This window comes from uncultured Streptomyces sp. (assembly GCF_947488945.1).
Lineage (GTDB): Bacteria > Actinomycetota > Actinomycetes > Streptomycetales > Streptomycetaceae > Streptomyces.
Genome location: NZ_CANLBS010000002.1, coordinates 320,170 through 344,551, shown reverse-complemented (window position 1 = coordinate 344,551; position 24,382 = coordinate 320,170). Strand labels below are relative to the sequence as shown.

General features: G+C 72.7%; 20 protein-coding genes. 12 read left to right on the top strand and 8 right to left on the bottom strand.

The features are described from left to right. The first annotated feature begins 179 nt into the window (after positions 1 to 179). Complete coding sequence (locus tag Q0994_RS03680; protein ID WP_299528973.1) at positions 180 to 1,577, top strand: C40 family peptidase; 1,398 nt, start codon at positions 180 to 182, stop codon at positions 1,575 to 1,577. Between the two features lie 75 nt (positions 1,578 to 1,652). After that, positions 1,653 to 1,961, top strand: coding sequence for a hypothetical protein (locus tag Q0994_RS03675; RefSeq protein ID WP_299528971.1), 309 nt, complete (start codon positions 1,653 to 1,655; stop codon positions 1,959 to 1,961). A 135-nt stretch (positions 1,962 to 2,096) separates the two neighbouring features. On the opposite strand, the gene Q0994_RS03670 is transcribed toward Q0994_RS03675, so the two are convergent. The 5 genes from Q0994_RS03670 to Q0994_RS03650 are packed head-to-tail and all read right to left on the bottom strand — an operon-like array spanning position 2,097 to position 7,970. Continuing rightward, a complete protein-coding gene (locus tag Q0994_RS03670; protein WP_299528969.1) occupies positions 2,097 to 3,332 on the bottom strand; it encodes a styrene monooxygenase/indole monooxygenase family protein in 1,236 nt (411 codons plus the stop codon). Between the two features lie 43 nt (positions 3,333 to 3,375). Continuing rightward, positions 3,376 to 4,026 carry an ATP/GTP-binding protein gene (locus tag Q0994_RS03665; RefSeq protein WP_299528967.1) on the bottom strand — a complete coding sequence of 217 codons (651 nt, stop codon included), beginning with the start codon at positions 4,024 to 4,026 and terminating at the stop codon, positions 3,376 to 3,378. Continuing rightward, positions 4,007 to 4,420: a DUF742 domain-containing protein gene (locus Q0994_RS03660; protein ID WP_299528965.1), complete on the bottom strand. Its 414-nt coding sequence runs from the start codon at positions 4,418 to 4,420 to the stop codon at positions 4,007 to 4,009. Before Q0994_RS03660 ends, Q0994_RS03665 begins: the two co-directional genes overlap by 20 nt. After that, entirely contained in the window at positions 4,417 to 4,899 is a 483-nt protein-coding gene (locus Q0994_RS03655; protein ID WP_299528963.1) for a roadblock/LC7 domain-containing protein, read from the bottom strand. Before Q0994_RS03655 ends, Q0994_RS03660 begins: the two co-directional genes overlap by 4 nt. After that, complete coding sequence (locus tag Q0994_RS03650) at positions 4,896 to 7,970, bottom strand: nitrate- and nitrite sensing domain-containing protein (RefSeq protein WP_299529261.1); 3,075 nt, start codon at positions 7,968 to 7,970, stop codon at positions 4,896 to 4,898. The genes Q0994_RS03655 and Q0994_RS03650 overlap by 4 nt, the downstream gene beginning before the upstream one ends. A gap of 363 nt (positions 7,971 to 8,333) precedes the next feature. Between Q0994_RS03650 and Q0994_RS03645 the strand changes: the two genes are divergently transcribed. After that, entirely contained in the window at positions 8,334 to 9,119 is a 786-nt protein-coding gene (locus Q0994_RS03645) for a protein phosphatase 2C domain-containing protein (protein WP_299529260.1), read from the top strand. 28 nt (positions 9,120 to 9,147) lie between these two features. Here Q0994_RS03645 and Q0994_RS03640 read toward each other — a convergent pair whose 3' ends face one another. Then, positions 9,148 to 9,630: a MarR family winged helix-turn-helix transcriptional regulator gene (locus Q0994_RS03640; RefSeq protein ID WP_299528961.1), complete on the bottom strand. Its 483-nt coding sequence runs from the start codon at positions 9,628 to 9,630 to the stop codon at positions 9,148 to 9,150. 215 nt (positions 9,631 to 9,845) lie between these two features. On the opposite strand from Q0994_RS03640, the gene Q0994_RS03635 reads away from it, so the two are divergent. Continuing rightward, positions 9,846 to 10,604, top strand: coding sequence for a polysaccharide deacetylase family protein (locus Q0994_RS03635; RefSeq protein ID WP_299528959.1), 759 nt, complete (start codon positions 9,846 to 9,848; stop codon positions 10,602 to 10,604). 139 nt (positions 10,605 to 10,743) lie between these two features. Here Q0994_RS03635 and lon read toward each other — a convergent pair whose 3' ends face one another. Beyond that, a complete protein-coding gene (gene lon, locus Q0994_RS03630; protein WP_299528957.1) occupies positions 10,744 to 13,164 on the bottom strand; it encodes an endopeptidase La in 2,421 nt (806 codons plus the stop codon). A gap of 249 nt (positions 13,165 to 13,413) precedes the next feature. On the opposite strand from lon, the gene Q0994_RS03625 reads away from it, so the two are divergent. The 6 genes from Q0994_RS03625 (at position 13,414) to Q0994_RS03600 (ending at position 21,377) form a co-directional block, all read left to right on the top strand. Next, positions 13,414 to 14,046 carry a histidine phosphatase family protein gene (locus Q0994_RS03625; protein WP_299528955.1) on the top strand — a complete coding sequence of 211 codons (633 nt, stop codon included), beginning with the start codon at positions 13,414 to 13,416 and terminating at the stop codon, positions 14,044 to 14,046. A gap of 179 nt (positions 14,047 to 14,225) precedes the next feature. Beyond that, complete coding sequence (locus Q0994_RS03620; RefSeq protein WP_299528953.1) at positions 14,226 to 14,942, top strand: spermidine synthase; 717 nt, start codon at positions 14,226 to 14,228, stop codon at positions 14,940 to 14,942. A 223-nt stretch (positions 14,943 to 15,165) separates the two neighbouring features. After that, positions 15,166 to 15,903 (top strand): response regulator transcription factor, encoded by a 738-nt coding sequence (locus Q0994_RS03615; RefSeq protein WP_299528951.1) that lies wholly within the window; start codon positions 15,166 to 15,168, stop codon positions 15,901 to 15,903. Then, on the top strand, positions 15,900 to 16,976 hold the full coding sequence (locus Q0994_RS03610) for a HAMP domain-containing sensor histidine kinase (RefSeq protein WP_299528949.1): 1,077 nt from the start codon (positions 15,900 to 15,902) through the stop codon (positions 16,974 to 16,976). Before Q0994_RS03615 ends, Q0994_RS03610 begins: the two co-directional genes overlap by 4 nt. A gap of 258 nt (positions 16,977 to 17,234) precedes the next feature. Next, a complete protein-coding gene (locus Q0994_RS03605; protein WP_299528947.1) occupies positions 17,235 to 21,041 on the top strand; it encodes a multifunctional oxoglutarate decarboxylase/oxoglutarate dehydrogenase thiamine pyrophosphate-binding subunit/dihydrolipoyllysine-residue succinyltransferase subunit in 3,807 nt (1,268 codons plus the stop codon). A gap of 153 nt (positions 21,042 to 21,194) precedes the next feature. After that, positions 21,195 to 21,377 carry a DUF6104 family protein gene (locus Q0994_RS03600; protein ID WP_019075209.1) on the top strand — a complete coding sequence of 61 codons (183 nt, stop codon included), beginning with the start codon at positions 21,195 to 21,197 and terminating at the stop codon, positions 21,375 to 21,377. 24 nt (positions 21,378 to 21,401) lie between these two features. On the opposite strand, the gene Q0994_RS03595 is transcribed toward Q0994_RS03600, so the two are convergent. Then, positions 21,402 to 22,253 (bottom strand): hypothetical protein, encoded by an 852-nt coding sequence (locus tag Q0994_RS03595; RefSeq protein WP_299528939.1) that lies wholly within the window; start codon positions 22,251 to 22,253, stop codon positions 21,402 to 21,404. Between the two features lie 151 nt (positions 22,254 to 22,404). On the opposite strand from Q0994_RS03595, the gene Q0994_RS03590 reads away from it, so the two are divergent. Both Q0994_RS03590 and Q0994_RS03585 read left to right on the top strand, forming a co-directional pair. Beyond that, the gene (locus tag Q0994_RS03590) at positions 22,405 to 23,259 is read left to right on the top strand and encodes a DUF4097 family beta strand repeat-containing protein (protein WP_299528937.1); all 855 of its coding nucleotides are present in this window, start codon (positions 22,405 to 22,407) and stop codon (positions 23,257 to 23,259) included. 1 nt (position 23,260) lies between these two features. After that, complete coding sequence (locus tag Q0994_RS03585; RefSeq protein ID WP_299528935.1) at positions 23,261 to 24,352, top strand: PadR family transcriptional regulator; 1,092 nt, start codon at positions 23,261 to 23,263, stop codon at positions 24,350 to 24,352. The last annotated feature ends 30 nt before the right edge of the window (positions 24,353 to 24,382 follow it).

Here is a 24,382-nt window from a genome sequence, read left to right as displayed (position 1 = left end):
CGGGTGGCGCGCCCCGCCGTACGGGCCGTACGGAGGACAGGGCCGCGCCACACCCGTGAGGTGCTTGCGCGGGCGGGGGCGGAGTGACCGGATGAAGAGGATCCGTTCACTCGTGGGGTAGTCCGACGATCAGTCCCCCGGTCCCGGGCTGCCCCCGCCCCGTCACCGGAGGTGTTGACGTGTCAGGCAGAGCCCTGCGCGCGATCTGTACGACGGCGGCGCTGGCCGCGGTCGTCGTGGCCGCGCCCGCCACCGCCGTACCCGCCGAGCCCTCGCCCACCGATCCCGGGCCCGTCACGGCGGACGCCGTCCCCGCCCCGTCCGCATCGGCCGGAACCCTGCCCGGCTACGACGGGGACCAGGCCGACGACGCCACGGAGACCGGGGCGGACGGGGACGATGACACCGAACAGGAACCCGCAGACGGCACGGACGGCACGGACGGCACGGACGGCACGGACGGCGAAGAGGACGTCGGCGAGACCGGCACGGTGGACGCCTCCGAGGCCTTCGCGGACGGCACGGGCGCCACGACGGGCGGGGCGCCGAGCGTCTCGGCGCTGCTGACGGAGCTGCAGACGCTCTACCGGCGGGCCGAGGAGGCGGCCGAGCAGTACAACGGCACCGCCGAGAAGCTGAAGAAGCGGACCGCGGAGGCGAAGAAGGTGTCCGACGAGCTGACCCGGGCCCGGCGCGCGCTCGACGCGGGCCGGACCGACGCCGGGCGGCTGGCCCGTCGGCAGTACCAGGAGCGCTCCGACCTCTCCGCGTATCTGCGGCTGCTGCTCAGCGACGATCCGTCCCGCGCCCTGGACCAGGGCCACTTCATCGAGCGCGCGGCGGCCGGGCGGGCGGCGGCCGTCGAACGGCTCACCGGGGCGCAGGAGCGCGCCGACCGGCTGGCGAAGGCCGCCCGCGCGGCGCTCGACGAGCAGCGGGCGCTGACCGCCCGCCGCAAGAAGGAGCGCGACGCCGCCGATGCCCGGCTGCGGCAGGTCGAGGCGCGGCTCGCCTCGCTCAGCTCGGGCCAACTGGCCGAGGTGTCGGCGCTGGAACGGCGCAACGTCGAGGAGGCGCAGGGCGAACTCGTGGCCTCCGGCGCGCTCAGCTCGCCCCGGACGCCGTCCCGCCGTGGCGGCGAGGCAGTGCGGTACGCGGTCGAGCAGATCGGCAAGCCGTACGTCTGGGGCGCGGAGGGGCCCGACTCCTTCGACTGCTCGGGGCTCACCTCACAGGCCTGGTCGCACGCCGGACTCGACGTGCCGCGCACCTCGCAGGAGCAGTGGGCGCAGCTGCGCAGGGTGCCGGTCTCGGCTCTGCGCCCCGGCGACCTGGTGGTCTACTTCCCCGGGGCGACCCATGTCGCGCTGTACCTCGGCGACGGCCTGGTGGTGCAGGCCCCGCGGCCCGGCGCCCGGGTGAAGGTGTCCCCGGTCGCCTCCAACCCGCTGCTCGGCGCGGTCCGCCCGGACCCGGAGAGCGAGCCGCTGCCCGCCTACACCCCGCCCCCGCTCCCCAAGGGCGCGTCCGACGGCTCGGACACCGAATACGCGGCCCACGACGCCCCGGAGGAGTGACCCGCGGCGCCGCGGCGGGCGGGGCCCCGGCTGCGGGCGGTGACACGCCCGGCCCTGCGTGTCATGATGCGCCTCATGTCCATGATCATCTCCGCGTCGGACCCGGGTTATCAGCCTCCGACCTCTCTGTTCGTCTTCCTCGCCCTGCTGGGGGTCGGCGCCCTCGTGTACGGAGGGCGCTGGGCCTTCGACGTACGGGGCGCCGTGGCCTCCACCCTGGCCCGCCGCCGGGCGGTGCTCGAACTGAAGGCGCAGCAGTCCGGCAATCTGGGCCTCGTGGGCGCCGACGGCGTCGGACCGTGGTTCTTCCGGCTCTTCGGCGGCGTCATCGCGGCGGGAGGGCTCCTCCTGCTGCTCGTCTCGGTGGTCTCCCTGACCGGCTGACCGCCACGCTCCGGTCACGGCCGCCGCCGCGGACGCCCGGCGGTGCCCGTGCCGCGAACCCACGACGCGGACCGGCCGGGGCACCGGGCCCACGGGGGTGGCCCGGTGCCCCGGCCGGTGTGCCGGGTGCAGCGGTCAGGCTCCGGCGACCGACGCCAGGTAGGCGTTGGTCTTCTCCGGCTCGAAGAAGAAGTTGTCGAAGTCCGCCGGGTCGTTGAAGCCGTTGGCGAAGCGGTCGGCGACGGGCTGCATCTGGCCGGCGGCGCCGATCAGGTTCAGCACGTGCTCCGGCGGGACGCCGAGCATCGCGTTGGTCCACTTGGTGACGTGCTGGGCGGTGTCCCAGTAGCGGTCGAAGGTGGCCTGCATCCACTGCTCGTCGAACGGCTGGTCGCCACGCTCGACGATCGAGTCCACGTAGGCGGCGGCACACTTGGACGCCGAGTTCGAACCCTGGCCGGTGATCGGGTCGTTGGCCACGACGACGTCCGCGACACCGAGCACCAGGCCGCCGCCGGGCAGCCGGCCGACCGGGTTGCGGACCGTCGGGGCGTAGCGGCCCGAGAGGGTGCCGTTGGCGTCCGTCAGCTCGACCTTGGTGGCGCGCGCGTACTCCCACGGCGTGAACTTCTCCATGAGCTCCAGCGTCTTGGCGAGGTGCTCGGAGGGGTCCTTGATGCCCTGGAAGGCGTCGAGCGGTCCGCCCGGGACGCCCTCCCAGAACAGGATGTCGGCGCGGCCGGAGATGGTCAGCGTGGGCATCACGAAGAGCTCGCCGACGCCGGGCACCAGGTTGCAGCGGACCGCGTCGAACTCCGGGTGCTCCGGGCGGGGGCCCATGCCGTGCACGTAGGCGACGGCGAGCGCGCGCTGCGGGGTGTCGAACGGCGAACGCGAGGCGTCGCGGCCGAACATGGAGACCAGTTCGCCCTTGCCCGCCGAGACCATGACCAGGTCGTAGGTGCGGGAGAAGTAGTCCAGGTCGGACACGGCCGCGCCGTGGATGACGAGCTGGCCGCCGCGCTGGGCGAAGGTCTCCATCCAGCCGGCCATCTTCACGCGCTGGTCGACGGACTGGGCGTAGCCGTCGAGCTTGCCGACCCAGTCGATCGCGCGCGAGGAGTCGGGGGCGGCGACGGAGACGCCGAGGCCCTCGATCTTCGGGGCCTGCGACTCCCAGAAGTTGAGCTGGTAGTCACGCTCGTGCTGGAGCGCGGTGTGGAACATGCACTGCGTCGACATGACCCGGCCGGTGCGGATCTCGTCCGCGGTGCGGTTGGACATGAGGGTGACCTCGTAGCCGCGTGTCTGCAGGCTGAGGGCGAGCTGGAGACCGGACTGGCCGGCTCCGACGATGAGTATCTTCCGCATGGCGGTCTTCTCCGTTGATCGGTCGTACGAGTCGTGGGGCGCGTCAGGCCGGGGTCGCGTCCAGCGCGTGGCCCACCAGGGCCAGCAGTGATTCGACGACCGAGATCCTGTTGCGCGCGTCCATGATCACAACCGGTACGTGCGGAGGAACAGTCAGGGCCTCCCGGACGTCTTCCGCCTCGTACGCGGGCGAGCCCTCGAAGTGGTTGACGGCCACGATGTACGGGAGTCCGCAGCTCTCGAAGTAGTCGAGCGCGGGGAAGCAGTCTTCGAGCCGGCGGGTGTCCGCGAGCACGATCGCGCCGATCGCGCCGCGCACCAGGTCGTCCCACATGAACCAGAACCGCGGCTGACCGGGCGTGCCGAAGACGTACAGCACGAGGTCGTCGTCGAGGGTGATGCGGCCGAAGTCCATCGCCACGGTGGTGGTGGTCTTGTCGGGCGTCGCGGTGAGGTCGTCGGTCTCCTCGCTCGCCTGCGTCATCATCGCTTCGGTCTTGAGCGGGGTTATCTCGGAGACCGAGCCCACGAAGGTGGTCTTGCCCACGCCGAAGCCGCCCGCGACGACGATCTTCGTCGCCACGGGGGCCCGGGTGTGGTCCAGCTGCCAGGCCTGGATCGACTCGTCGGCCGGGTCCTTGGCCTTCGGCTGACGGGGTGCGAACAGCCCCGCCTCAGAGACGACGGAGTCCATTGAGCACCCTTTCGAGCAGTGCGCGGTCGGGCTGTCCGGCGCCGTGGCCGGTTCCGTACACGCGGATCTTTCCCTGGTCGGCCAAGTCGCTGAGCAGCACCCGCACGACGCCGAGCGGCATCTTCAGCAGGGCGGAGATCTCGGCGACCGTACGCATGCGGCGGCAGAGTTCGACGATGGCCTGGAGTTCCGGCATGACCCGCGAGGCGAGGTTGCCGTTGGTCAGCTCCTTGCGCTCGTCGGGGGCTTCCAGCGCCGCGACGAACGTCTCGACGAGGAGCACGTGGCCGAAGCGCGTGCGACCGCCGGTGAGGGAGTAGGGGCGGACCCGGGCGGGCCGTTTCTCGGACCCGCGTACGGGCAGCCTGCGGGGTTCTGCGGCAGGGGGCGTCACTGGGCGCTCTCCATCGATTTGCGCAGTTCACTGCGGAGTTCGGGGGTGAGTACGTGTCCGGCGCGGCCGACGAAGAGCGCCATGTGGTAGGCGATGACGCTCATGTCGCAGTCGGGGGTGGCGTGCACGCCGAGCAGCGAACCGTCGCTGATGGACATCACGAACACGCTCCCCTCGTCCATGGCGACCATCGTCTGTTTGACGCCGCCGCCGTCCATGAGTTTCGCGGCCCCCACGGTGAGGGAGCCGATGCCGGACACGATGGTGGCGAGGTCGGCGCTGGAGCCCTTGGGCCCCTCGGGTCGGCCGCCCTGGTGGGCCGCCGCACGGTGCCCGGGGTCGGAGGAGAGCAGCATCAGCCCGTCGGACGAGACGACGGTGACCGAGTGGACCCCTGGCACCTCCTCCACCAGATTGCTCAGCAACCAGTGAAGGTTCCGGGCCTCGTTACTCAGCCCGAACGTACTGGGCGCGGTCAACTGCGTGCCTCCTCGACTGTGTCCCCCGTGTCATCGGTGGAACCGTCCGTGCGGTCGGCCGGCGCGGTGCGGTGGGTCGGTGCGGTACGGGTGGCCGGTGCGGCGCTCTGGGAGATCTCCGCCTCGACGTCGCGCCGGCCGTCCTTGGCCCCCTGGTGGAACCCGCCGAGCCGGCGCCGCAGCGCCTCCTTGTCGACGGAGCTCTTGCGCTCCCCGGTGGGGGCCTCGGCCGGCTTGACGATCTTCGGGGTGCGCTTGGGCAGCCCCTTCCCGGTGATGCGCGGCTCGGACCGGCGCGGCTCCGGGACGGACGCGGACGCCGCGGCGGGCCCGGACTCGGCCGGGCGGGGACGCTGTTCGGCGGGCGCGGCCGGGGCGGCCGGGCGGGCCGCGTAGTCGTCCGGGGTGCCGTACGGGCTGGGCGCGGTGTGCGGGTCGTACGCCTCGCGGGCGGCGGGCGCCGGTTCCGCCGGGCGCTCGTGCCGGTCCGGCCCGATGGCGTACGGGTCGGCGGCGGGCGGCTCGGCCGCGTACGGGGGCTCCGGGGCCGCGGGGGTCTCGGGCAGCGGGATCGCGGTGTCGAGCGGGTCGGCGGCGAACGCGTCGGCGAGGTGCTGGTCCCCGGCCGAGGCGGGCGGCTCCTCGGTCAGCGGCAGGCGGAACCGCATGGTGGTCTCCGCCGGGGTCTCCGGCGGCGCCTGCCGGGCCGCCGGGGGCCGGGCGGGCTCGGGCGCGGTGGGCTCGGGCGCGGTGGGCTCCGCGGCGGCGGGCCGGGCGGCCTCCGCGGGGAAGGCGTCCTCGCCGGCGTCCAGGATGGTCTGCTCGGCGGCGGCGATCAGCGGGTCGGCCTCGGGCTCCGGCAGCGGCAGCGGCTTGCGGGCCGGCAGCGCGTTGGAGTTGGCCTCGGCGACCGAGCCGGGGAGGTTCAGCGACGGGGCGTCGCCCGCCATCCGCACCGGCGGCGGCGAGGACGCGGGGGGAGCCAACGGGAGCAGCGCCTTGGGCAGGACGACGACCGCCGTCACCCCGCCCCCCGTCTGGTCGCGCAGCTGTACGCGTGCGCCGTGCCTGGCGGCGAGCAGCGAGATGACCTGGAGTCCCAGCCCCGCGCCGTCGGCGCTCTGTTCACCGGACTCGAACGAGGCCGGGTCCGCCAGCCTGGCATTGAGTTCGCCCATGCGCACGGACGACATGCCGATGCCTTCATCCTGCACGGAGAGCATCACCTCTCCGGTCTCCAGCAGCCAGCCGGACAGCTCGACGTGCGAGTCCGGCGGCGAGAAGGAGGTGGCGTTCTCCAGGAGTTCGGCGACCAGGTGGCTGAGGTCGTCGGCGGCGAAGCCGGCGATCTGCGCGTGCGGCGGGAGCGACTGGATGGTGACGCGTTCGTACCGCTCGATCTCGCTGACCGCGGCGCGCAGCACGTCGACCAGCGGGACCGGTCCGGCGTGCGCGGTGCCGCGGTCGGTGCCGGCGAGGACCAGCATGTTCTCGCTGTGGCGGCGCATGACGGTCGCCATGTGGTCGAGCTTGAAGAGGGTGCTGAGCCGCTCCGGGTCCTGTTCGCGCTCCTCCAGGTTCTCGATGACGCCGAGCTGGCGCTCGACCAGGCCGAGATTGCGCAGCGAGAGGTTGACGAAGGTGTGGTGCACGGTGTTGCGCAGGCGTTCCAGCTGGGCGCCGAGATCGGCGACCTGCACCTGGAGTTCGGCGCGCTGGAGGGTGAGCGTCTCGCGGCCGTTGATGAGTTCGGCCCGCTCGGTGGCGAGGCCGGAATACTGGGCGGCGAACTCGTGGTGCAGGGCTTTCAGCGAGCCGTGCAGGGCGTTGATGGAGCGGACGACCTGGGCGAACTCGTCGTTGCGGCCGCGGTACTTGACCGGCTCGGAGGTGTCGGGCTCCTTGGCGAGCCGGGCCGCGCCGATCCGCAGTACGGCCAGCGGCTGGGTCAGCGTGCGGGCGACGGCGGTGGAGACGCCGACCGCGATGAGGAAGCAGCCGCCGAGGAGGGCGACGGAGAGTTCGAGGGAGGTGACGTCGTCGTCGCGCAGCCCTTCGAGACGGCTCACCTGGGCGGTGCCGAGAGCGGACTCGACGCCCCGCATCCGGTCGATCCGCGCGGAGAGCGCGGCGGAGACCTTGTCCGGGTCGGCCTTCTGCTCGGACGAGCTGAGTTCCGGGGAGTCCGCGAGGGTGGCGAGGTACTTCTCGGCGTTGTTGACCTCGGGGCCGGTCACCGTGGAGGAGAGCCGGTCGCGGGCGTCGGAGCCGGCCGCCTGGTCGAACTCGGCCAGGGCGGCGAGTTCGCGCACCCGGGCCTGCTGGGCGGCCGCGGTGAGGTCGTCGCGGGCACGCTCGTCCTCGGCCGAGCTCTCGCCCTGCGTCGTCACCGGCAGACCGGTGAACGGGTCGGTCGTCTCCGTGGTGGTGCCGCGCGGCACCGCGAGCGCCGCGAGCAGCAGCCCGCGGGTGGCGGCGGCCTGCTCCACGGCACTGCTCAGCGCGAGCGGGGCGCGGGTGGCGTCGGCGGCCCTCGGCGGGGTCTTGTCGGCGAGCTCGTCGGCCAGGTCGTGGAGCTTGGCGATGACCTCGGAGTACGCCTGGTGCGCGTCGAGGGCGGAGCCCTTGCCGCCGATCGCGTCGCGGCGCAGCGAGGGGACGGTGGAGAGGTCACGGCGCAGACCGGCGGGGGCCGCCTCGCGGATCTCGTCGATCTGCTGGTCCACCCGCGCGCTGGCGCTGTCGGCGCCCGGCTTGCCCTCGTCGCTCTCCCGGCCGGCCGCGATGTACGCGGTGATGCCGTCACGCTCGTCGGCCAGCGAGTGGGCCAGGGTGACGGCCTGCTGGTTGAGTTCGGCGAGGGTGACGAGGTTCTGTGTCTCGTTCAGGTCGGAGGAGGCGCTCAGCACCGCGGGCGCGCCCGCCGCGAGGACCGTGATCCCGACGACGGCGACGCCGGCGACGAGCCGGCTGCGTACCCGTACGGTCCGCCTGTCGGCACCCTGCGCCTCAGGCACCGCCCCGGAATTCTCGTGCGCGCTGCCCTTGCTCCGCGGCCGCTTCTTCTGCACCGGTGCTCGCATTCTTGACTCGTCCACCCATGAAGCAGAGGTGACGTACGGTCACCTGCGCAGGCGCCCCCGCCGCTGGTACGGCTTCCGACCATTCCAGCGGTTATGAGCAGGGGGCGCGCATCAACCACTCCGCCACTCGAACGAGTGAACATCAATCACGAGTTGCCGAACAACTCTCCCCGCACGGCGGCGGAGGTACACATCGGACACGGGCTGGATCTTCCGCCCGGCCTTTGGCAGGATGCCCGCCCACACCCTGACGGAGTCCCAGGTTCCCGCTCCGGGACGCCTCTGACCTGCTGGTACGGGCCAATCCCCGGCACGTGAGCGCACGGTGAAGGGTTCGTGCAGACTGAACGTATGCGCATCGAGATGGCGGGAGCCCCCGGCAGCCCCGAACGACCCGACGAGGACTGGGCGGCGGGTGCCCTACCGGCCTCGGGCCACGGCGGATTCGTCGTGGCGCTCGACGGAGTGACTCCGCCGGCCCACGACGTGGGCTGTTCACACACAGTGCCGTGGTTCACCTCGCGCCTCGGCGGGTCACTGGCCGAACTGTCGGTTTCACACCCGGATCTGACCCTGCCGGAGGTGCTCGCGGAGTCCATCCGGCGCACCGCCGACGTTCACCGGACTTCCTGTGACCTTTCTCACCCCCGCACTCCGCAGGCCACGGTGGCGCTGGCGCGCTGGGACGCACGGACGATCGAATACCTGGTGCTGTGCGACGCCGTGCTGCTGCTCGAAGCGCCCGACGGGGCGGTCCGCGCGGTGCTCGACGACCGGTTGGACCGGCTGCCGCGGAGCGCGCTGGCGTCGGTCGCGACGGTGGACGCCACGCTGCGCAACCGGGAGGGCGGCTTCTTCACCGCGGCGGCCGATCCGTCGGTCGCCTCCCGCGCGGTGACCGGCCGGGCGCCGCTCACCGAGGTCCGGTCGGTCACCGCGATGTCGGACGGCGCGAGCCGCTGGACCGAGAGGTTCCACCAGGGCGACTGGGCAGCCCTGCTGGGGGTGGTACGGGAGTCGGGACCGCGCGGACTCATCGAGCGCGTACGGGAGCTGGAACGGGCCGACGCGGCGGGCCCCGCCCCGCTGGGCGGGAAGACGCACGACGACGCGGCCGTGGTGTTCGCGGAATTCTGAGGGTTGGGCACCGGGCGACCGGAAACCCTCAGCCGGCGGCGCGTTCGTTCAAGTGGTGCAGCAGCCTGGCCAGTTCGGCGACCTCGTGGGGGTCCCAACCGGCCAGCCTGCTCGCGTAGCGCGCCCGCCGGGCGTCCCGGACCGCGCGGAAGCGGTCCAGGCCCTCGTCGGTGAGCCGCAGCAGCCAGGCACGGCCGTCGTCGGGGTCACGCTCCCGGCTCACCAGTCCGAGGTCCTCCAGGGCGCGCAGTTGACGGCTCATGGTCGCCTTGCCGACGCCGACGTACGCGGCGAGATCGGTGGCCCGCTGCGACCCCGCGGCCTCCAGCCGGGCCAGCAGGCCGTAGGCGGCCGCCTCCAGGTCGGGGTGGACCTGCCGCGCCATCTCCCCCGAGTTGGCCCGCGCCCTGCGCAGCAGGACTCCCAACTCGCGCTCCAGGGCGAGGAATTCAGGTGGTCCGGTCACCGGCCCCGGCACGTCCCGCCCACCGGCGCCGCTGCCTGCGTCCACGCTCCGCACCCCTTCGCGCTCCGCGGGCCGCCCCGTCCGGGGCGCCTCGCCGGCCGCGGGCCCTTCCCGCGGCTCCGCCAGTATTTCGCAGCCGGGACGGCCGACGGCCGGGCCCCTTGCGGCGACTCCACTAGACACTCGACGTATACACGTTGTGTATAGTCCGCCTCGGTCGTACACCTGTGCGCCCTTCCGTACGCAGATCGGACGTCGTCGTGCCCCAGAAGTCCTCGTCGCTCTCCCGCCGGACGGCCCGCGCCCTGGCGGCCGTGGTGACGCTCGCCCTGGGCGGCTGCTCGATGGCGACCACCGCGCCCGCCACCGCCCGCGCGCAGGCCGACGCCGGGGGCGCGGTCGGGGCGGTCGACTGCCGGAAGGCGAAGTGCATCGCGCTGACCTTCGACGCGGGCCCCGGCAAGGACACCGGGCACCTGCTCGACATCCTGAAGGAGGAGAAGGTGCCGGCCACCTTCTTCCTGCTCGGCGAGAACCACGTCCTCAAGCACCCGGACACCGTCCGCCGGATCGCGGCCGAGGGACACGAGGTGGCCAACCACACCTGGTCGCACCAGATCCTGACCGGCAGGAGCCCCGGCGCGATACGGGCCGAGCTGCGGAAGACGCAGGACGCCATAGCGAAGATCACCGGCCGCGCGCCGCGGCTGATGCGTCCGCCGCAGGGCCGCACCGACGCCACGGTGGCGAAGGTCTGCGAGGAACTGGGGCTCGCGCAGATCCTGTGGAGCGCCACCGCGAAGGACTACTCCACCAACGACTCCGCGCTGATCGAGAAGCGCATCCTGGACCAGGCGGACAAGGACGGCGTCATCCTGCTGCACGACATCTACCCCGGCACGGTGCCCGCCGTCCCCGGCATCGTCCGGACCCTTGAGGCACGCGGCTACACCTTCGTGACGGTCCCCCAGCTGATGGCGCCGGCCGAACCGGTGCCGGGAACCGTCTACCGGCCGTGACGCCGGCCGGTGCGCGGACGGGACGGCGCCCCCCGCGCGGGTGCGCGGGGGACGCCGTCGGTCGTCGTACGGGGGCGGAGCGGTCAGGCGCACGTCCCGGCGGGACGCGCGGTGCGCGCCGCACCCGTGCGCGGGCCCCTCACGCCGCCATCGGAACCTGACGCTCCGCCTCGGCGGTCGCCGGAGCGAGCGCGATCTCCAGCACCTGGCGGACATCGGTCACCGGGTGGACCTCCAGCTTCTCCAGGACCTCGGCCGGGACGTCGTCCAGGTCGGCCTCGTTCCGCTTGGGGATCACCACCGTGGTGATGCCCGCCCGGTGCGCCGCCAGCAGCTTCTGCTTCAGGCCGCCGATGGGCAGCACCCGTCCGGTCAGCGACACCTCGCCGGTCATGGCCACGTCCGTGCGGACCAGCCGCCCGGAGAGCAGCGACGCCAGCGCCGTCGTCATGGTGATGCCGGCGCTCGGGCCGTCCTTGGGGACCGCGCCCGCGGGGAAGTGGATGTGCGTGCCCCGGTCCTTCAGGTCGGCGACCGGCAGTTCCAGCTCGGCCCCGTGCGAGCGCAGGAAGCTGAGCGCGATCTGCGCGGACTCCTTCATCACGTCGCCGAGCTGACCGGTCAGGGTCAGTCCGGACGCGCCCGTCTCCGGGTCGGCCAGCGACGCCTCCACGAACAGCACGTCGCCGCCCGCGCCGGTCACGGCGAGGCCGGTGGCCACGCCCGGCACCGCGGTGCGCCGCTCCGCCGGGTCCTGGGCGGACTCGGGCACGTGGTGCGGCCGTCCGATCAGCCCCCGCAGATCGTCGTCGGTGACGGTGAACGGCAGTTCCCGGTCGCCCAGTTCGTGCTGGGCCGCGACCTTGCGCAGCAGTCGGGCGATGGACCGCTCCAAGGTGCGCACGCCCGCCTCGCGGGTGTACTCGCCCGCCAGCCTGCGCAGCGCGGACTCGTCCACGGTGACCTCGTCCCGCTCCAGACCGGCCCGCTCCAACTGGCGCGGCAGCAGGTGGTCCCGGGCGATGACGACCTTCTCGTCCTCGGTGTAGCCGTCCAGGCGCACCAGCTCCATGCGGTCGAGGAGTGCCTCCGGGATGGACTCCAGGACGTTGGCGGTGGCGAGGAAGACCACGTCGCTCAGGTCGAGTTCGACCTCCAGGTAGTGGTCGCGGAAGGTGTGGTTCTGCGCGGGGTCGAGCACTTCGAGGAGGGCGGCGGCCGGGTCGCCCCGGAAGTCCGATCCCACCTTGTCGATCTCGTCGAGCAGAACGACCGGGTTCATCGAACCGGCCTCCTTGACCGCCCGCACGATGCGGCCGGGGAGCGCCCCGACGTAGGTGCGCCGGTGACCGCGGATCTCCGCCTCGTCCCGGACGCCGCCCAGCGCGACCCGGACGAACTTGCGGCCCATCGCGTGCGCCACGGACTCGCCGAGCGAGGTCTTCCCGACACCGGGCGGACCGACCAGGGCCAGCACCGCGCCGCCGCGCCGCCCGCCCACCACGCCGAGGCCGCGGTCGGCCCGGCGCTTGCGCACGGCGAGGTACTCGGTGATGCGTTCCTTCACGTCCTGCAGGCCCGCGTGCTCGGCGTCCAGGACCGCCTGCGCGCCGCGGATGTCGTAGGCGTCCTCGGTCCGCTCGTTCCACGGGAGTTCGAGGACGGTGTCCAGCCAGGTGCGGATCCAGGAACCCTCGGGGCTCTGGTCGGAGGCGCGTTCCAGCTTCTCGACCTCCTTGAGCGCGGCCTCGCGGACGTGCTCGGGCAGGTCGGCGGCCTCGACGCGGGCCCGGTAGTCGCCGGACTCGTCGTCCGCGTCGCCGTTCAGCTCGGACAGTTCCTTGCGGACGGCGTCGAGCTGGCGGCGGAGCAGGAACTCGCGCTGCTGCTTGTCGACGCCCTCCTGGACGTCCTTGGCGATGGACTCGGCCACGTCCTGCTCGGCCAGGTGCTCGCCCAGCCACTGGACGGCGAGCTTCAGCCGCTCGACGGGGTCGGACGTCTCCAGCAGCCGCACCTTCTGCGCGGTGGTGAGGAAGGGGGAGTAACCGGAGTTGTCGGCGAGCGCGGAGACGTCGTCGATCTGCTGCACCCGGTCCACGACCTGCCAGGCGCCGCGCTTCTTGAGCCAGGTGGTGGCGAGCGCCTTGTACTCCTTGACCAGTTCCGCCACGGCTCCGGGGAGCGGCTCGGGCACGCTCGACGCGATCCGGGTGGCCTCCACCCACAGCGCCCGGCCGGGGCCGCTCGTGCCGGTGCCGATGCGCACCCGCTCGCGGGCCCGGATGATCGCGCCGGGGTCGCCGTCCGACAGCCGGCCGACCTGCTCGACGGTGCCGAGCACACCCGTGGCGGTGTACGTGCCGTCGACCCGCGGCACCAGCACCACCTCGGGCTTCCCGCCGCCCGGCCGGACCGCCGCCTGCGCGGCCTCGACCGCGTCCCGCACCTCGCTGTCCGACAGATCGACGGGCACCACCATTCCGGGCAGCACGACTTCGTCATCGAGTGGCAGCACAGGCAGGTCGAACGGGGTGAACGCCTTGGACTCCGTAGCCATGATCTTCCCTTCGGCAGTCAAGTTGAGCTATATGGACTCAATGCTTGTGAGCCGAGGATTGTTCCTCAAGCGGTGTTCGCTCTGAGCGATCAGCGGGACGGTCGCTCCGACCGGGCCGGGCCCCTCTCCCGCGAACACCGGGGCGGCCCGGCGTCTTCCGCGGCGGGGCGAGCCGCACGGCGGGAACCACCGGGCACGGGACGGGCGTCCCCCGCCTGACACGGCTGTCGGTGGTTCGAAGGAGCAGGCATGAGCGGGGGCGGCACCCGGTACCTCTGGATCGCGCGGCACGGTGAGGCCACGCCCGACGAGAGCCGGCTGACCGAGCGGGGGCGCCGGCAGGCGGTGCTCCTCGGCCGGCGCCTGCGGGAAGTCCCGTTGGCCGCCGTCCACCACGGCCCCCTCCCCCGCGCCGAGGAGACCGCCCGACTGGTCGCCGGGCAGCTCGACGGCGTCCCGGTGACGCCGTCGGAGGAGGCGGGCGACTACGTCCCCCACGTCCCGGACCGGTCGGAGCTGCCGCACGATTCCGCCGACCTCTTCCTGCGCTTCCTCGCCCGGACCCCCGCCGAGGACCGGCGGCGCGGTCCCGAGCTGGCCCGGCGGGCGCTGGAGCGGTTCACCGGAACCGTGGCGGGCGACGAGGACCGGCACGAACTGCTGGTCACCCATGCCTTCCTCGTCGCATGGCTGGTCCGGGATGCCGTGCAGGCGCCCGAGTGGCGGTGGCTCGGCTGCCTGGACCCCGCCAACGCGGCCCTGACGGTCATCCGCTACACCCCGGGCCGTCCGCCGTCCGTCCCACTCGTCAACGACATGCGGCACCTGCCCGCCGAACTCCACTGGACCGGTTTCCCGGCAACGGCGGCCCGCCACCTCTGACGCGACGCCGTGGTTCCGGGCTTCGTCCGACGGACGCGCGCCGGTCGAACGCGCGCCGCGCGTTCCGCCCACCCGTACCGGTCCGTCTCCCTGATAACGCCTGTGCGGCCGCCCGGTGTCCGCGTATAGATAAAGGGGACACCGACCGCACACCACCGGAGAGCAGGGAGACCCTTCGCGTGTCCAGCGCCCCTTCCGCCCCCGTCACGCCCGCCGCCGCCGACGCCCCCGAAGCCCCCGTCACCCTCGACCGCCGCGAGGGTCCGTTCGGCGAGGTGGTGCTGCGCCGGCGCGGGGACGACTTCGAGATCATCGCCAACGGGTGCTTCCTGATGGACACCTCGGACGGACGGTCCGAACGGCTGCTGGTGGACGCGGCGCTCGCCGCGCTGCCGGCCCGGCGCACCGGTCCCAGCGTGCTCATCGGCGGGCTCGGCGTCGGCTTCTCGCTCACGCACGCCGCCGACGAGCCGCGCTGGGGCCGGATCGTGGTCGTGGAACGGGAGCAGGCGATCGTCGACTGGCACCTGGGGGGCCCGCTCGCCGCGCTCACCGCGGGGGCGCTGGCGGACCCGCGGACGGAGCTGGTGCGGACGGATCTCGTCCACCACCTGCGTACCGGCACGGAGCGTTACGACGCCCTGTGTCTGGACATCGACAACGGCCCGGACTGGACGGTCACCGAGGACAACGGCGGGCTGTACTCCCCCGCGGGGCTCGCCGCCTGCCGGGACCGGCTGACGCAGGGCGGCGTGCTCGCCGTCTGGTCCGCACAGCCGTCCGAACCTTTCGAGCAGGCGCTACGGAATGCCGGATTCAACGGCGTACGGACCGAAGAGGTCACGGTTGCCCGAGGCGCCCCCGACGTGGTTCATCTCGCACTTCGGGACGGGTGACCACGCCCGCCCGGCCCGGCGGGTCCGGAGCAATCGGTACATTGCCGGGCGTTGCGATCCTCCGGTACCAGCCGGCCCCGAAGGAAGGGGCAACACCCTGCGTAGCCGGGAACCGCCCGCTGCCTCTACGCTGCTGAGCGGCAATCGGATCACGTACGCAATCGACGAGCGAAGACCGTACTGCCGGGGAATGACCTCGGGCGGAACGGGCAGGGGCGGGGCGATGGAACAGACACACACCACGCACAACGGCGCGGCGGCGACCCCCGGGGCTCAGCGCCGGGTCCTGGTCGTCGAGGACGACGTCACGATCGTCGACGCCATCGCCGCCCGGCTGCGGGCCGAGGGCTTCCTCGTGCAGACCGCGCCGGACGGACCCGCGGCCGTGGACGCGGCCGAGGCGTGGCAGCCCGACCTGATGGTGCTCGACATCATGCTTCCCGGCTTCGACGGGCTGGAGGTCTGCCGCCGTGTGCAGGCCCAGCGTCCGGTGCCGGTGCTGATGCTCACCGCGCGCGACGACGAGACGGACATGCTGGTCGGTCTCGGCGTCGGCGCGGACGACTACATGACCAAGCCGTTCTCCATGCGGGAGCTGGCGGCCCGGGTGCACGTGCTGCTGCGCCGGGTCGAGCGGGCCGCGCTGGCCGCGGTGACCCCGCGCAGCGGGATCCTGCGCCTCGGCGAGCTGGAGATCGACCACGCGCAGCGCCGGGTCCGGGTGCGGACGGACGACGTCCACCTGACGCCGACCGAGTTCGACCTGCTGGTGTGCCTGGCCAACACCCCGCGCGCGGTGCTCTCGCGGGAGCAGTTGCTGGCGGAGGTGTGGGACTGGGCCGACGCGTCCGGCACCCGTACCGTCGACAGCCACATCAAGGCGCTCCGCCGGAAGATCGGCGCGGAGCGGATCCGCACCGTGCACGGGGTCGGCTACGCGCTGGAGACCCCGGCGCCATGAGCCCGCCAGGGTCCCGGCTGCGCCCCTTCTCGATCAAGGCCAAGCTGGGCGCGCTCGTCGTCATCTCCGTGTTCATCACCACGGGGCTGCTGATCGTCGCCCTGCGGACCCGTACGGAGTTCCGTTTCATCACGGTGTTCTCCGTGATCGCGACGCTGCTGATCACACAGTTCGTGGCGCACGGCCTGACCGCGCCGCTGGACGAGATGCGGGCGGTGGCGAGATCCATCTCGCACGGTGACTACACGCGGCGCGTCAGCGGTGCGGGCCGGCGGGACGAACTCGGCGACCTGGCCCAGACGATCAACCGCATGGCGGACGACCTGGAGGCGGTCGACCGGCACCGCAAGGAGCTGGTCGCCAACGTCTCGCACGAGCTGCGGACCCCCATCGCGGCGCTGAGAGCCGTGCTGGAGAACGTGGTGGACGGGGTGTCGAGCGCGGATCCCGAGACGATGCGCACCGCGCTCAAGCAGACCGAGCGGCTGGGGCGGCTCGTGGAGACGCTGCTCGACCTGTCGCGTCTGGACAACGGTGTCGTCCCGCTGAAGGCGCGCCGCTTCGAGGTGTGGCCGTATCTCGCGGGCGTGCTGAAGGAGGCGAACCTGGCGGCGCAGCACCGCACGCTGTCGTCCGGTTCCGGCAACCACGCGCGCACCGACGTCCATCTCCACCTGGACGTGCGGCCGGCCGAGATGACGGCGTACGCGGACGCGGAGCGGCTGCACCAGGTGGTGGCCAACCTCATCGACAACGCGGTCAAGCACAGCCCGCCGCACGGCCGGGTCACCGTGCTGGCCCGGCCGGGGCCGCTGCCGGAGTCGCTGGAGCTGGAGGTCGTCGACGAGGGTCCGGGCATCCCGGAGGCCGAGCGGCACCGGGTGTTCGAGCGGTTCAACCGGGGGCAGGCCCCCTCCCCGCACGGCCCCGGCAGCGACGGCGGCACCGGGCTGGGCCTGGCCATCGCGCGCTGGGCGGTGGACATGCACGGCGGCCGGATCGGCGTGGCCGAATCTGTTCGCGGCTGCCGCATACAGGTCACCCTTCCGGGGGCGGCTCCGTACCGGGATTGACGTAGGGTTCGAACAAGACGGCCGTGATCTTGCTGGCACGTGCAACGGGATACGGTCGCCGGGGCCGCTCGCGCGGTCCCACGTACGCGAACGACAGCGGAACCCCGCTTGTTTCCCGCCATTTCGCGCGCCGAAACCCGCCTTCGGATGTGATGTGCACGACGAAGTCCGGCCCGGCCTGCAAGGAACGGTTCGGGGGGCGTAGCCTTGATTCCCGCTGTCCATCACCTTGTGAAGCGGAAGAGGGCGGTTGCCGCCGTGTCGTCTCAGTCCCCCAGTAACTCAAGCGTCTCGACCGACCAAGCCGGCCCGGGTGGGAACCCGGCCGCGGCTTTCGGAGCCAACGAATGGCTCGTCGACGAGATCTACCAGCAGTACCTCCAGGATCCCAATGCGGTCGACCGTGCCTGGTGGGACTTCTTCGCCGACTACAAGCCGGGCACGTCCGGCGCGGCGGACAAGCCCGATCCCGCAGCCTCGGGGGCTGCGGTGACTCCGGCTCCGGCCGCTGCCGCCTCCCCCGCCGCCCAGCCCGCCGCCGCGCAGGCCGCTCCCGCACAGAGCGCCCCTGCCAAGGCCGCGCCCGCCCCGGCCGCCGCCCCGGCGAAGGCCGCTCCGGCCCCCGCCGCCGCCCCGGCCAAGGCCGCCGCCCCGGCGAAGCCCGCCGCCAAGGCCGCCCCGGCGACCGAGGCCAAGGACGGCCCCGAGTACGTGACGCTGCGCGGCCCCTCGGCCGCCGTCGCGAAGAACATGAACGCCTCGCTGGAACTGCCCACGGCCACCTCCGTGCGCGCCGTCCCGGTGAAGCTGCTCTTCGACAACCGCATCGTCATCAACAACCACCTCAAGCGCGCCCGCGGCGGGAAGATCTCCTTCACGCACCTCATCGGGTACGCGATGGTGCAGGCCCTCAAGGCCATGCCGTCGATGAACCACTCCTTCGCGGAGAAGGACGGCAAGCCGACCCTGGTCAAGCCGGAGCACGTCAACCTCGGCCTGGCCATCGACCTGGTCAAGCCGAACGGCGACCGCCAGCTCGTCGTCGCGGCCATCAAGAAGGCCGAGACGCTCAACTTCTTCGAGTTCTGGCAGGCCTACGAGGACATCGTCCGCCGCGCCCGCATCGGCAAGCTGGGCATGGACGACTTCACCGGCGTCACCGCCTCGCTGACCAACCCCGGCGGCATCGGCACCGTCCACTCGGTGCCGCGCCTGATGCCCGGACAGGGCCTCATCGTGGGCGTCGGCGCGATGGACTACCCGGCGGAGTTCCAGGGCACCTCGCAGGACACCCTGAACAAGCTCGGCATCTCGAAGGTCATGACGCTGACCTCGACGTACGACCACCGGGTCATCCAGGGCGCCGCCTCCGGCGAGTTCCTCCGGATCCTGAGCCAGCTCCTGCTCGGCGAGAACGAGTTCTACGACGAGATCTTCAAGGCGCTGCGCATCCCCTACGAGCCGGTCCGCTGGCTCAAGGACATCGACGCCTCGCACGACGACGACGTCACCAAGGCCGCGCGGGTCTTCGAGCTGATCCACTCCTACCGGGTCCGGGGCCACGTCATGGCCGACACCGACCCGCTGGAGTACCGCCAGCGCAAGCACCCCGACCTCGACATCACCCAGCACGGCCTCACCCTGTGGGACCTGGAGCGGGACTTCGCGGTCGGCGGGTTCGCCGGCAAGTCGATGATGAAGCTGCGCGACATCCTCGGCGTGCTGCGCGAGTCGTACTGCCGCACCACCGGCATCGAGTTCATGCACATCCAGGACCCGAAGCAGCGCCAGTGGCTCCAGGACCGGGTGGAGCGTCCGCGCTCGCAGCCCGAGCGCGAGGAGCAGCTGCGCATCCTGCGCCGGCTCAACGCCGCCGAGGCGTTCGAGACGTTCCTGCAGACCAAGTACGTCGGCCAGAAGCGGTTCTCGCTGGAGGGCGGCGAGTCCGTCATCCCGCTGCTCGACGCGGTCATCGACTCCGCCGCCGAGGCCCGCCTCGACGAGGTCGTCATCGGCATGGCCCACCGCGGCCGGCTGAACGTGCTGGCGAACATCGTCGGCAAGTCGTACGCCCAGATCTTCCGCGAGTTCGAGGGCAACCTCGACCCGCGCTCGATGCACGGCTCCGGCGACGTCAAGTACCACCTGGGCGCCGAGGGCACCTTCACCGGTCTGGACGGCGAGCAGATCAAGGTCTCGCTCGCCGCGAACCCCTCGCACCTGGAGGCGGTCGACCCGGTCCTGGAGGGCATCGCCCGCGCCAAGCAGGACATCATCAACAAGGGCGGCACGGACTTCACCGTCCTGCCCGTCGCCCTCCACGGCGACGCGGCCTTCGCGGGCCAGGGCGTCGTCGCCGAGACGCTCAACATGTCGCAGCTGCGCGGCTACCGCACCGGCGGCACCGTGCACGTGGTGATCAACAACCAGGTCGGCTTCACCGCCGCCCCGGAGTCCTCGCGCTCCTCGATGTACGCCACCGACGTGGCGCGCATGATCGAGGCGCCGATCATCCACGTGAACGGCGACGACCCCGAGGCCGTCGTCCGGGTCGCCCGGCTGGCCTTCGAGTTCCGCCAGGCGTTCAACAAGGACGTCGTGATCGACCTCATCTGCTACCGCCGCCGCGGTCACAACGAGGGCGACAACCCGGAGTTCACCAACCCGCAGATGTACACCCTGATCGACAAGAAGCGCTCGGTGCGCAAGCTCTACACCGAGTCCCTCATCGGTCGCGGCGACATCACCCTGGAAGAGGCGGAGCAGGCGCTCCAGGACTTCCAGGGCCAGCTGGAGAAGGTCTTCGCGGAGGTCCGCGAGGCCACCTCGCAGTCCTCGTCCCCGCACGTCCCCGAGCCGCAGGCCGCCTTCCCGGTCGCCGTGGAGACCGCGGTCTCCACGGAGGTCGTCAAGCGGATCGCCGAGTCGCAGGTCAACATCCCCGAGCGCATCACGGTGCACCCGCGGCTCATGCCGCAGATGCAGCGCCGCGCCGCCTCGGTGGAGAACGGCACCATCGACTGGGGCATGGGCGAGACCCTCGCCATCGGTTCGCTGCTGATGGAGGGCACCCCGGTCCGGCTCGCCGGCCAGGACACCCGCCGCGGCACGTTCGGCCAGCGCCACGCGGTCCTGGTGGACCAGGTGACCGGCGAGGACTACACCCCGCTGCTCTACCTCACCGAGGACCAGGCCCGCTACAACGTCTACGACTCGCTGCTCAGCGAGTACGCGGCGATGGGCTTCGAATACGGCTACTCGCTGGCCCGCCCGGAGTCCCTGGTGGTCTGGGAGGCGCAGTTCGGCGACTTCGTCAACGGCGCCCAGACCGTCGTGGACGAGTTCATCTCCTCCGCCGAGCAGAAGTGGGGCCAGACCTCCGGCGTCACGCTCCTGCTCCCGCACGGCTACGAGGGCCAGGGCCCGGACCACTCGTCCGCCCGCCCGGAGCGCTTCCTCCAGATGTGCGCGCAGGACAACATGACGGTCGCCATGCCGACCCTGCCGTCGAACTACTTCCACCTCCTGCGGTGGCAGGTGCACAACCCGCACCACAAGCCGCTGATCGTCTTCACCCCGAAGTCGATGCTCCGCCTCAAGGCGGCGTCGTCCTCGGTGGAGGAGTTCACCACCGGCGGCTTCCGCCCGGTCATCGGCGACGCCTCGGTCACCCCGGAGAACGTCCGCAAGGTCGTCTTCTGCGCGGGCAAGCTGTACTACGACCTGGACGCCGAGCGGCAGAAGCGCGGCGACACGGAGACCGCGATCATCCGGCTGGAGCGCCTGTACCCGCTGCCGGGCGCGGAGCTCCAGGCCGAGATCGCCAAGTACCCGAACGCCGAGAAGTACCTGTGGGCGCAGGAAGAGCCGGCGAACCAGGGTGCGTGGCCGTTCATCGCGCTCAACCTGATCGACCACCTGGACCTGGCGGTCGGCGCCGACATCCCGCACGGTGAGCGTCTGCGCCGCATCTCGCGGCCGCACGGCTCCTCCCCCGCGGTGGGCTCCGCCAAGCGCCACCAGGCCGAGCAGGCCCAGCTCGTCGCGGAGGTCTTCGAGGCCTGACGGCCCCGGAGCAGGCCGGTCCAGCCGGCCGCCGCACCCCGACCGGGGCCCGGTCCCGCGATCACTCGCGGGGCCGGGCCCCGGTCGTCTCTCCTACCCTGGGACCGTCACCGCGGCCACCCGCACCCACCCGTACCCCCACTGGAGCACGTCTTGTATTTCACCGACCGTGGCATCGAGGAGCTGGAGAAGCGGCGCGGCGAGGAGGAGGTCACCTTCGAGTGGCTGGCCGAACAGCTCCGCACCTTCGTCGACCTGAACCCGGATTTCGAGGTGCCCGTGGAGCGGCTGGCGACCTGGCTGGCCCGGCTGGACGACGAGGACGACGACGAGTGACCCGGCGCTGACGGGCCCCGGCGCTCAGCGGGGCGCCGTTCCCGCCCGGTAGCGGTTGTAGCCGAGCCCGATCACGCCCTGTGCCAGCAGCACCGCTCCGGCCGTGGTCCAGCCGCCGCTGCGGCGGGCCGCGCCCCAGACGGTGAGGGGCGCGCCGAGCGCCACCTGCGCGGTGGCGACCGCGCGGGCCCGGGGCCCGACCATCCAGGGGCCGAGCCTGGTGGCCTCCACGACCCCGCCGGGGTCCTCCCGCACGGCTTCGCGCCAGCCGGCCCCGGTGACGTGCTCGGAGCCGGCCGGCGTCCGGGTCGCGTCGCGGAGCCGGGCGGCCGGCGCACCGGGTTCCAGCCCGTCCGGCGGGGTGAAGCCCGTGCGGGCGAGCACCGCGAGCAGGCCGCGCAGCCGGGCCACGGCGTCCGCCTGCGGATCGGGCCGGGCCAGCTTCTCCAGTGCCTGCACGTCCAGCACCGGGTCGAGGCCGAGCCGGGCGGCGAGCGCGGTGAGCGCGTCGTCCTCGCCGGCCGGGGTGCCGTCGGCGAGCCACACGTACGACACCGGTCTGCGGAAACCGGCGGCGAGGGTGCAGCCGGCCCGGTCGCCGTCCCACCAGAGCGCCACCACGGGCCAGGACGAGCCGACCGCCAGTGCGGTGGCCCAGCCGGTCACCACCCGGTCGACGGGTTCGGCGGGCTCCGCCTGCGGCGGGGCGGGCTCCCCGGCCGGGTCGTGCCAGGGCGTCCCCTCCGGCACCAGGGCGCTCCAGTCCCGGCCCGCGGGGACGAGCAGCATCCGCTCCCGCAGCAGCCGGGCCACCGGGCGTACCGTTCCGGGCTCGGCCCGGCAGAGCAGGACCGCCCCTACGACTGTCGCGTTCATGGCTGACAGGCTAGGCCATTCATCCCTCGATGACCCGTTTCGTCCCGTACCGCCGGACCCGCCTCTCCTTGACTTCCCCCATCCGCGATATATCGTGTTCTCCAAGAGACGCGATATGTTGCGTCACGGCACCCTCCGGGAGGTCACATCCATGCCTGTGTCCACATGGACCGTCACCGAGCCGCGGAAGCTCGCGTTCGGTTCACCGGTGACGGCACTCCGGGTGCGGATCGTCAACGGCTCGGTGAACGTCGTCGGCGCCGAAGGGCCGGCCACGCGCCTGGAGGTCTCCGCCCTCGACGGCCCGCCGCTCGTGGTGACCCTGGAGGACGGGGTGCTGACCGTGGCCTACCAGGACCTGCCCTGGAAGAACTTCCTTCAGTGGCTGGACCGGAGGTCGAAGGCCCGCAGCGCGACCGTCACCGTGGCCGTCCCCGCCGACGCCTCCGTGGAGGTCGGGGTGGTCGGGGCGGCGGCCTTCGTCTCCGGCGTCCGCGGCCGCACGGAGGTGCGCGGGGTGACCGGCGACACCGCGCTGGCCGGGCTGTCCGGCACCGTGCGCGGCGAGTCCGTCTCCGGGAACCTGGAGGCACAGGCCGTCACCGGCGACCTCCGCTTCCAGTCCGTCTCCGGCGACCTGACGGTCGTCGAGGGGGCCGGCCCCTCGGTGCGCGCGGAGTCCGTCAGCGGCGACCTGGTGCTGGACCTCGACGCGCGCACGCCCGCCGACGTCCGGCTCGCCACGGTGTCCGGCGAGATCGCGGTCCGCCTGCCGCACCCTGCGGACGCCGTCGTCGAGGCGAACACCGCGAGCGGCGAACTCAGCCACGGCTTCGACGGCCTCCGGGTCTCCGGCCCGTGGGGAGCCAAGAAGCTGACCGGCAGACTGGGCGCCGGGACGGGGACACTGCGGGCCACGACGGTGTCCGGCTCCATCGCCCTGCTGCGCCGCCCGCCGTCCGAGGACGCCACGCACGACCACGAGCCGACCGGAAAGGTGCTCTGACATGCCCCCCGTATTCGCCCACGGCCGACTGCGCCTCTACCTGCTGAAGCTGCTGGACGAGGCCCCGCGCCACGGGTACGAGGTGATCCGGCTGCTGGAGGAGCGCTTCCAGGGGCTCTACGCGCCTTCCGCCGGCACCGTGTACCCGAGGCTCGCCAAGCTGGAGGCCGAAGGGCTGGTCACCCACGCGACCGAGGGCGGCCGCAAGGTCTACTCCCTCACCGAGGCGGGCCGCGCCGAATTGGCGGGCCGCGCGGGCGAGCTGGCCGACCTCGAACAGGAGATCCGCGAGTCCGTCTCCGAACTGGCCGCCGAGATCCGCGACGACGTGCGCGGCGCGGCCGGCCGGCTCCGCAGCGACCTGCGCGCCGCCGCGTCGGCGTCCCGGCAGAACGCCCGGCAGGACACCGGGCGTTCCCAGGGCGACTGGGAGTCCTTCCTCGGCGACCTGCGGGACCTCGGCGGCGTCGGCGACAAGCTCGGCAGCCTCGGGGACCTCAGCGAGAAGGACGCCTGGCGCACCGCCAAGGAGGAGCTGCGCAAGGCGAAGAGCCAGTGGAAGGAGCAGGCCCGGAAGTCCGCCGAGGAGGCCCGGCGCGCCCGCGAGGACGCGACGCGCGCCCGTGAGCAGGCACGCGCCGCGGACGAGAAGGCCCGCGCACAGATGCGGGACGCGGCCCGCCAGGTGCAGGACTACTTCACCCGCGCCGACTGGCCCGCCGGGGTGCGCGAGTCGCTGGCCGACCTCACCGGCCGGCTGGGCGGTTTCGCCGCCACCGGCACCTGGCCCGCGGGAGCGGAGCGGCCGGAGAAGGAGACCGCCGCCGGGACGGACCCCTTCACGAAGGCCGGCGACTCCGGGACGGCCGCCGGGCCCGCCGAGGACTGGGCGCACGACGTGCCCCGCACCGGCGACCCGGCACGGGACCTCGACCGGCTGCTGGACCGCTTCCGCGACGAGATCCGCGACGCGGCGCGCGACCGGGGCGTGGACGAGGAGCGGCTGGCCGAGGCCCACCGCCACCTCGCCACCGCCGCCGCCCGGATCGAGACCCTGCTGCGCGCGGAGACCGGCCCGGCCGACGCCTCCTGACCAACCCCCGCCCGGGTACGGGGTTCCGCG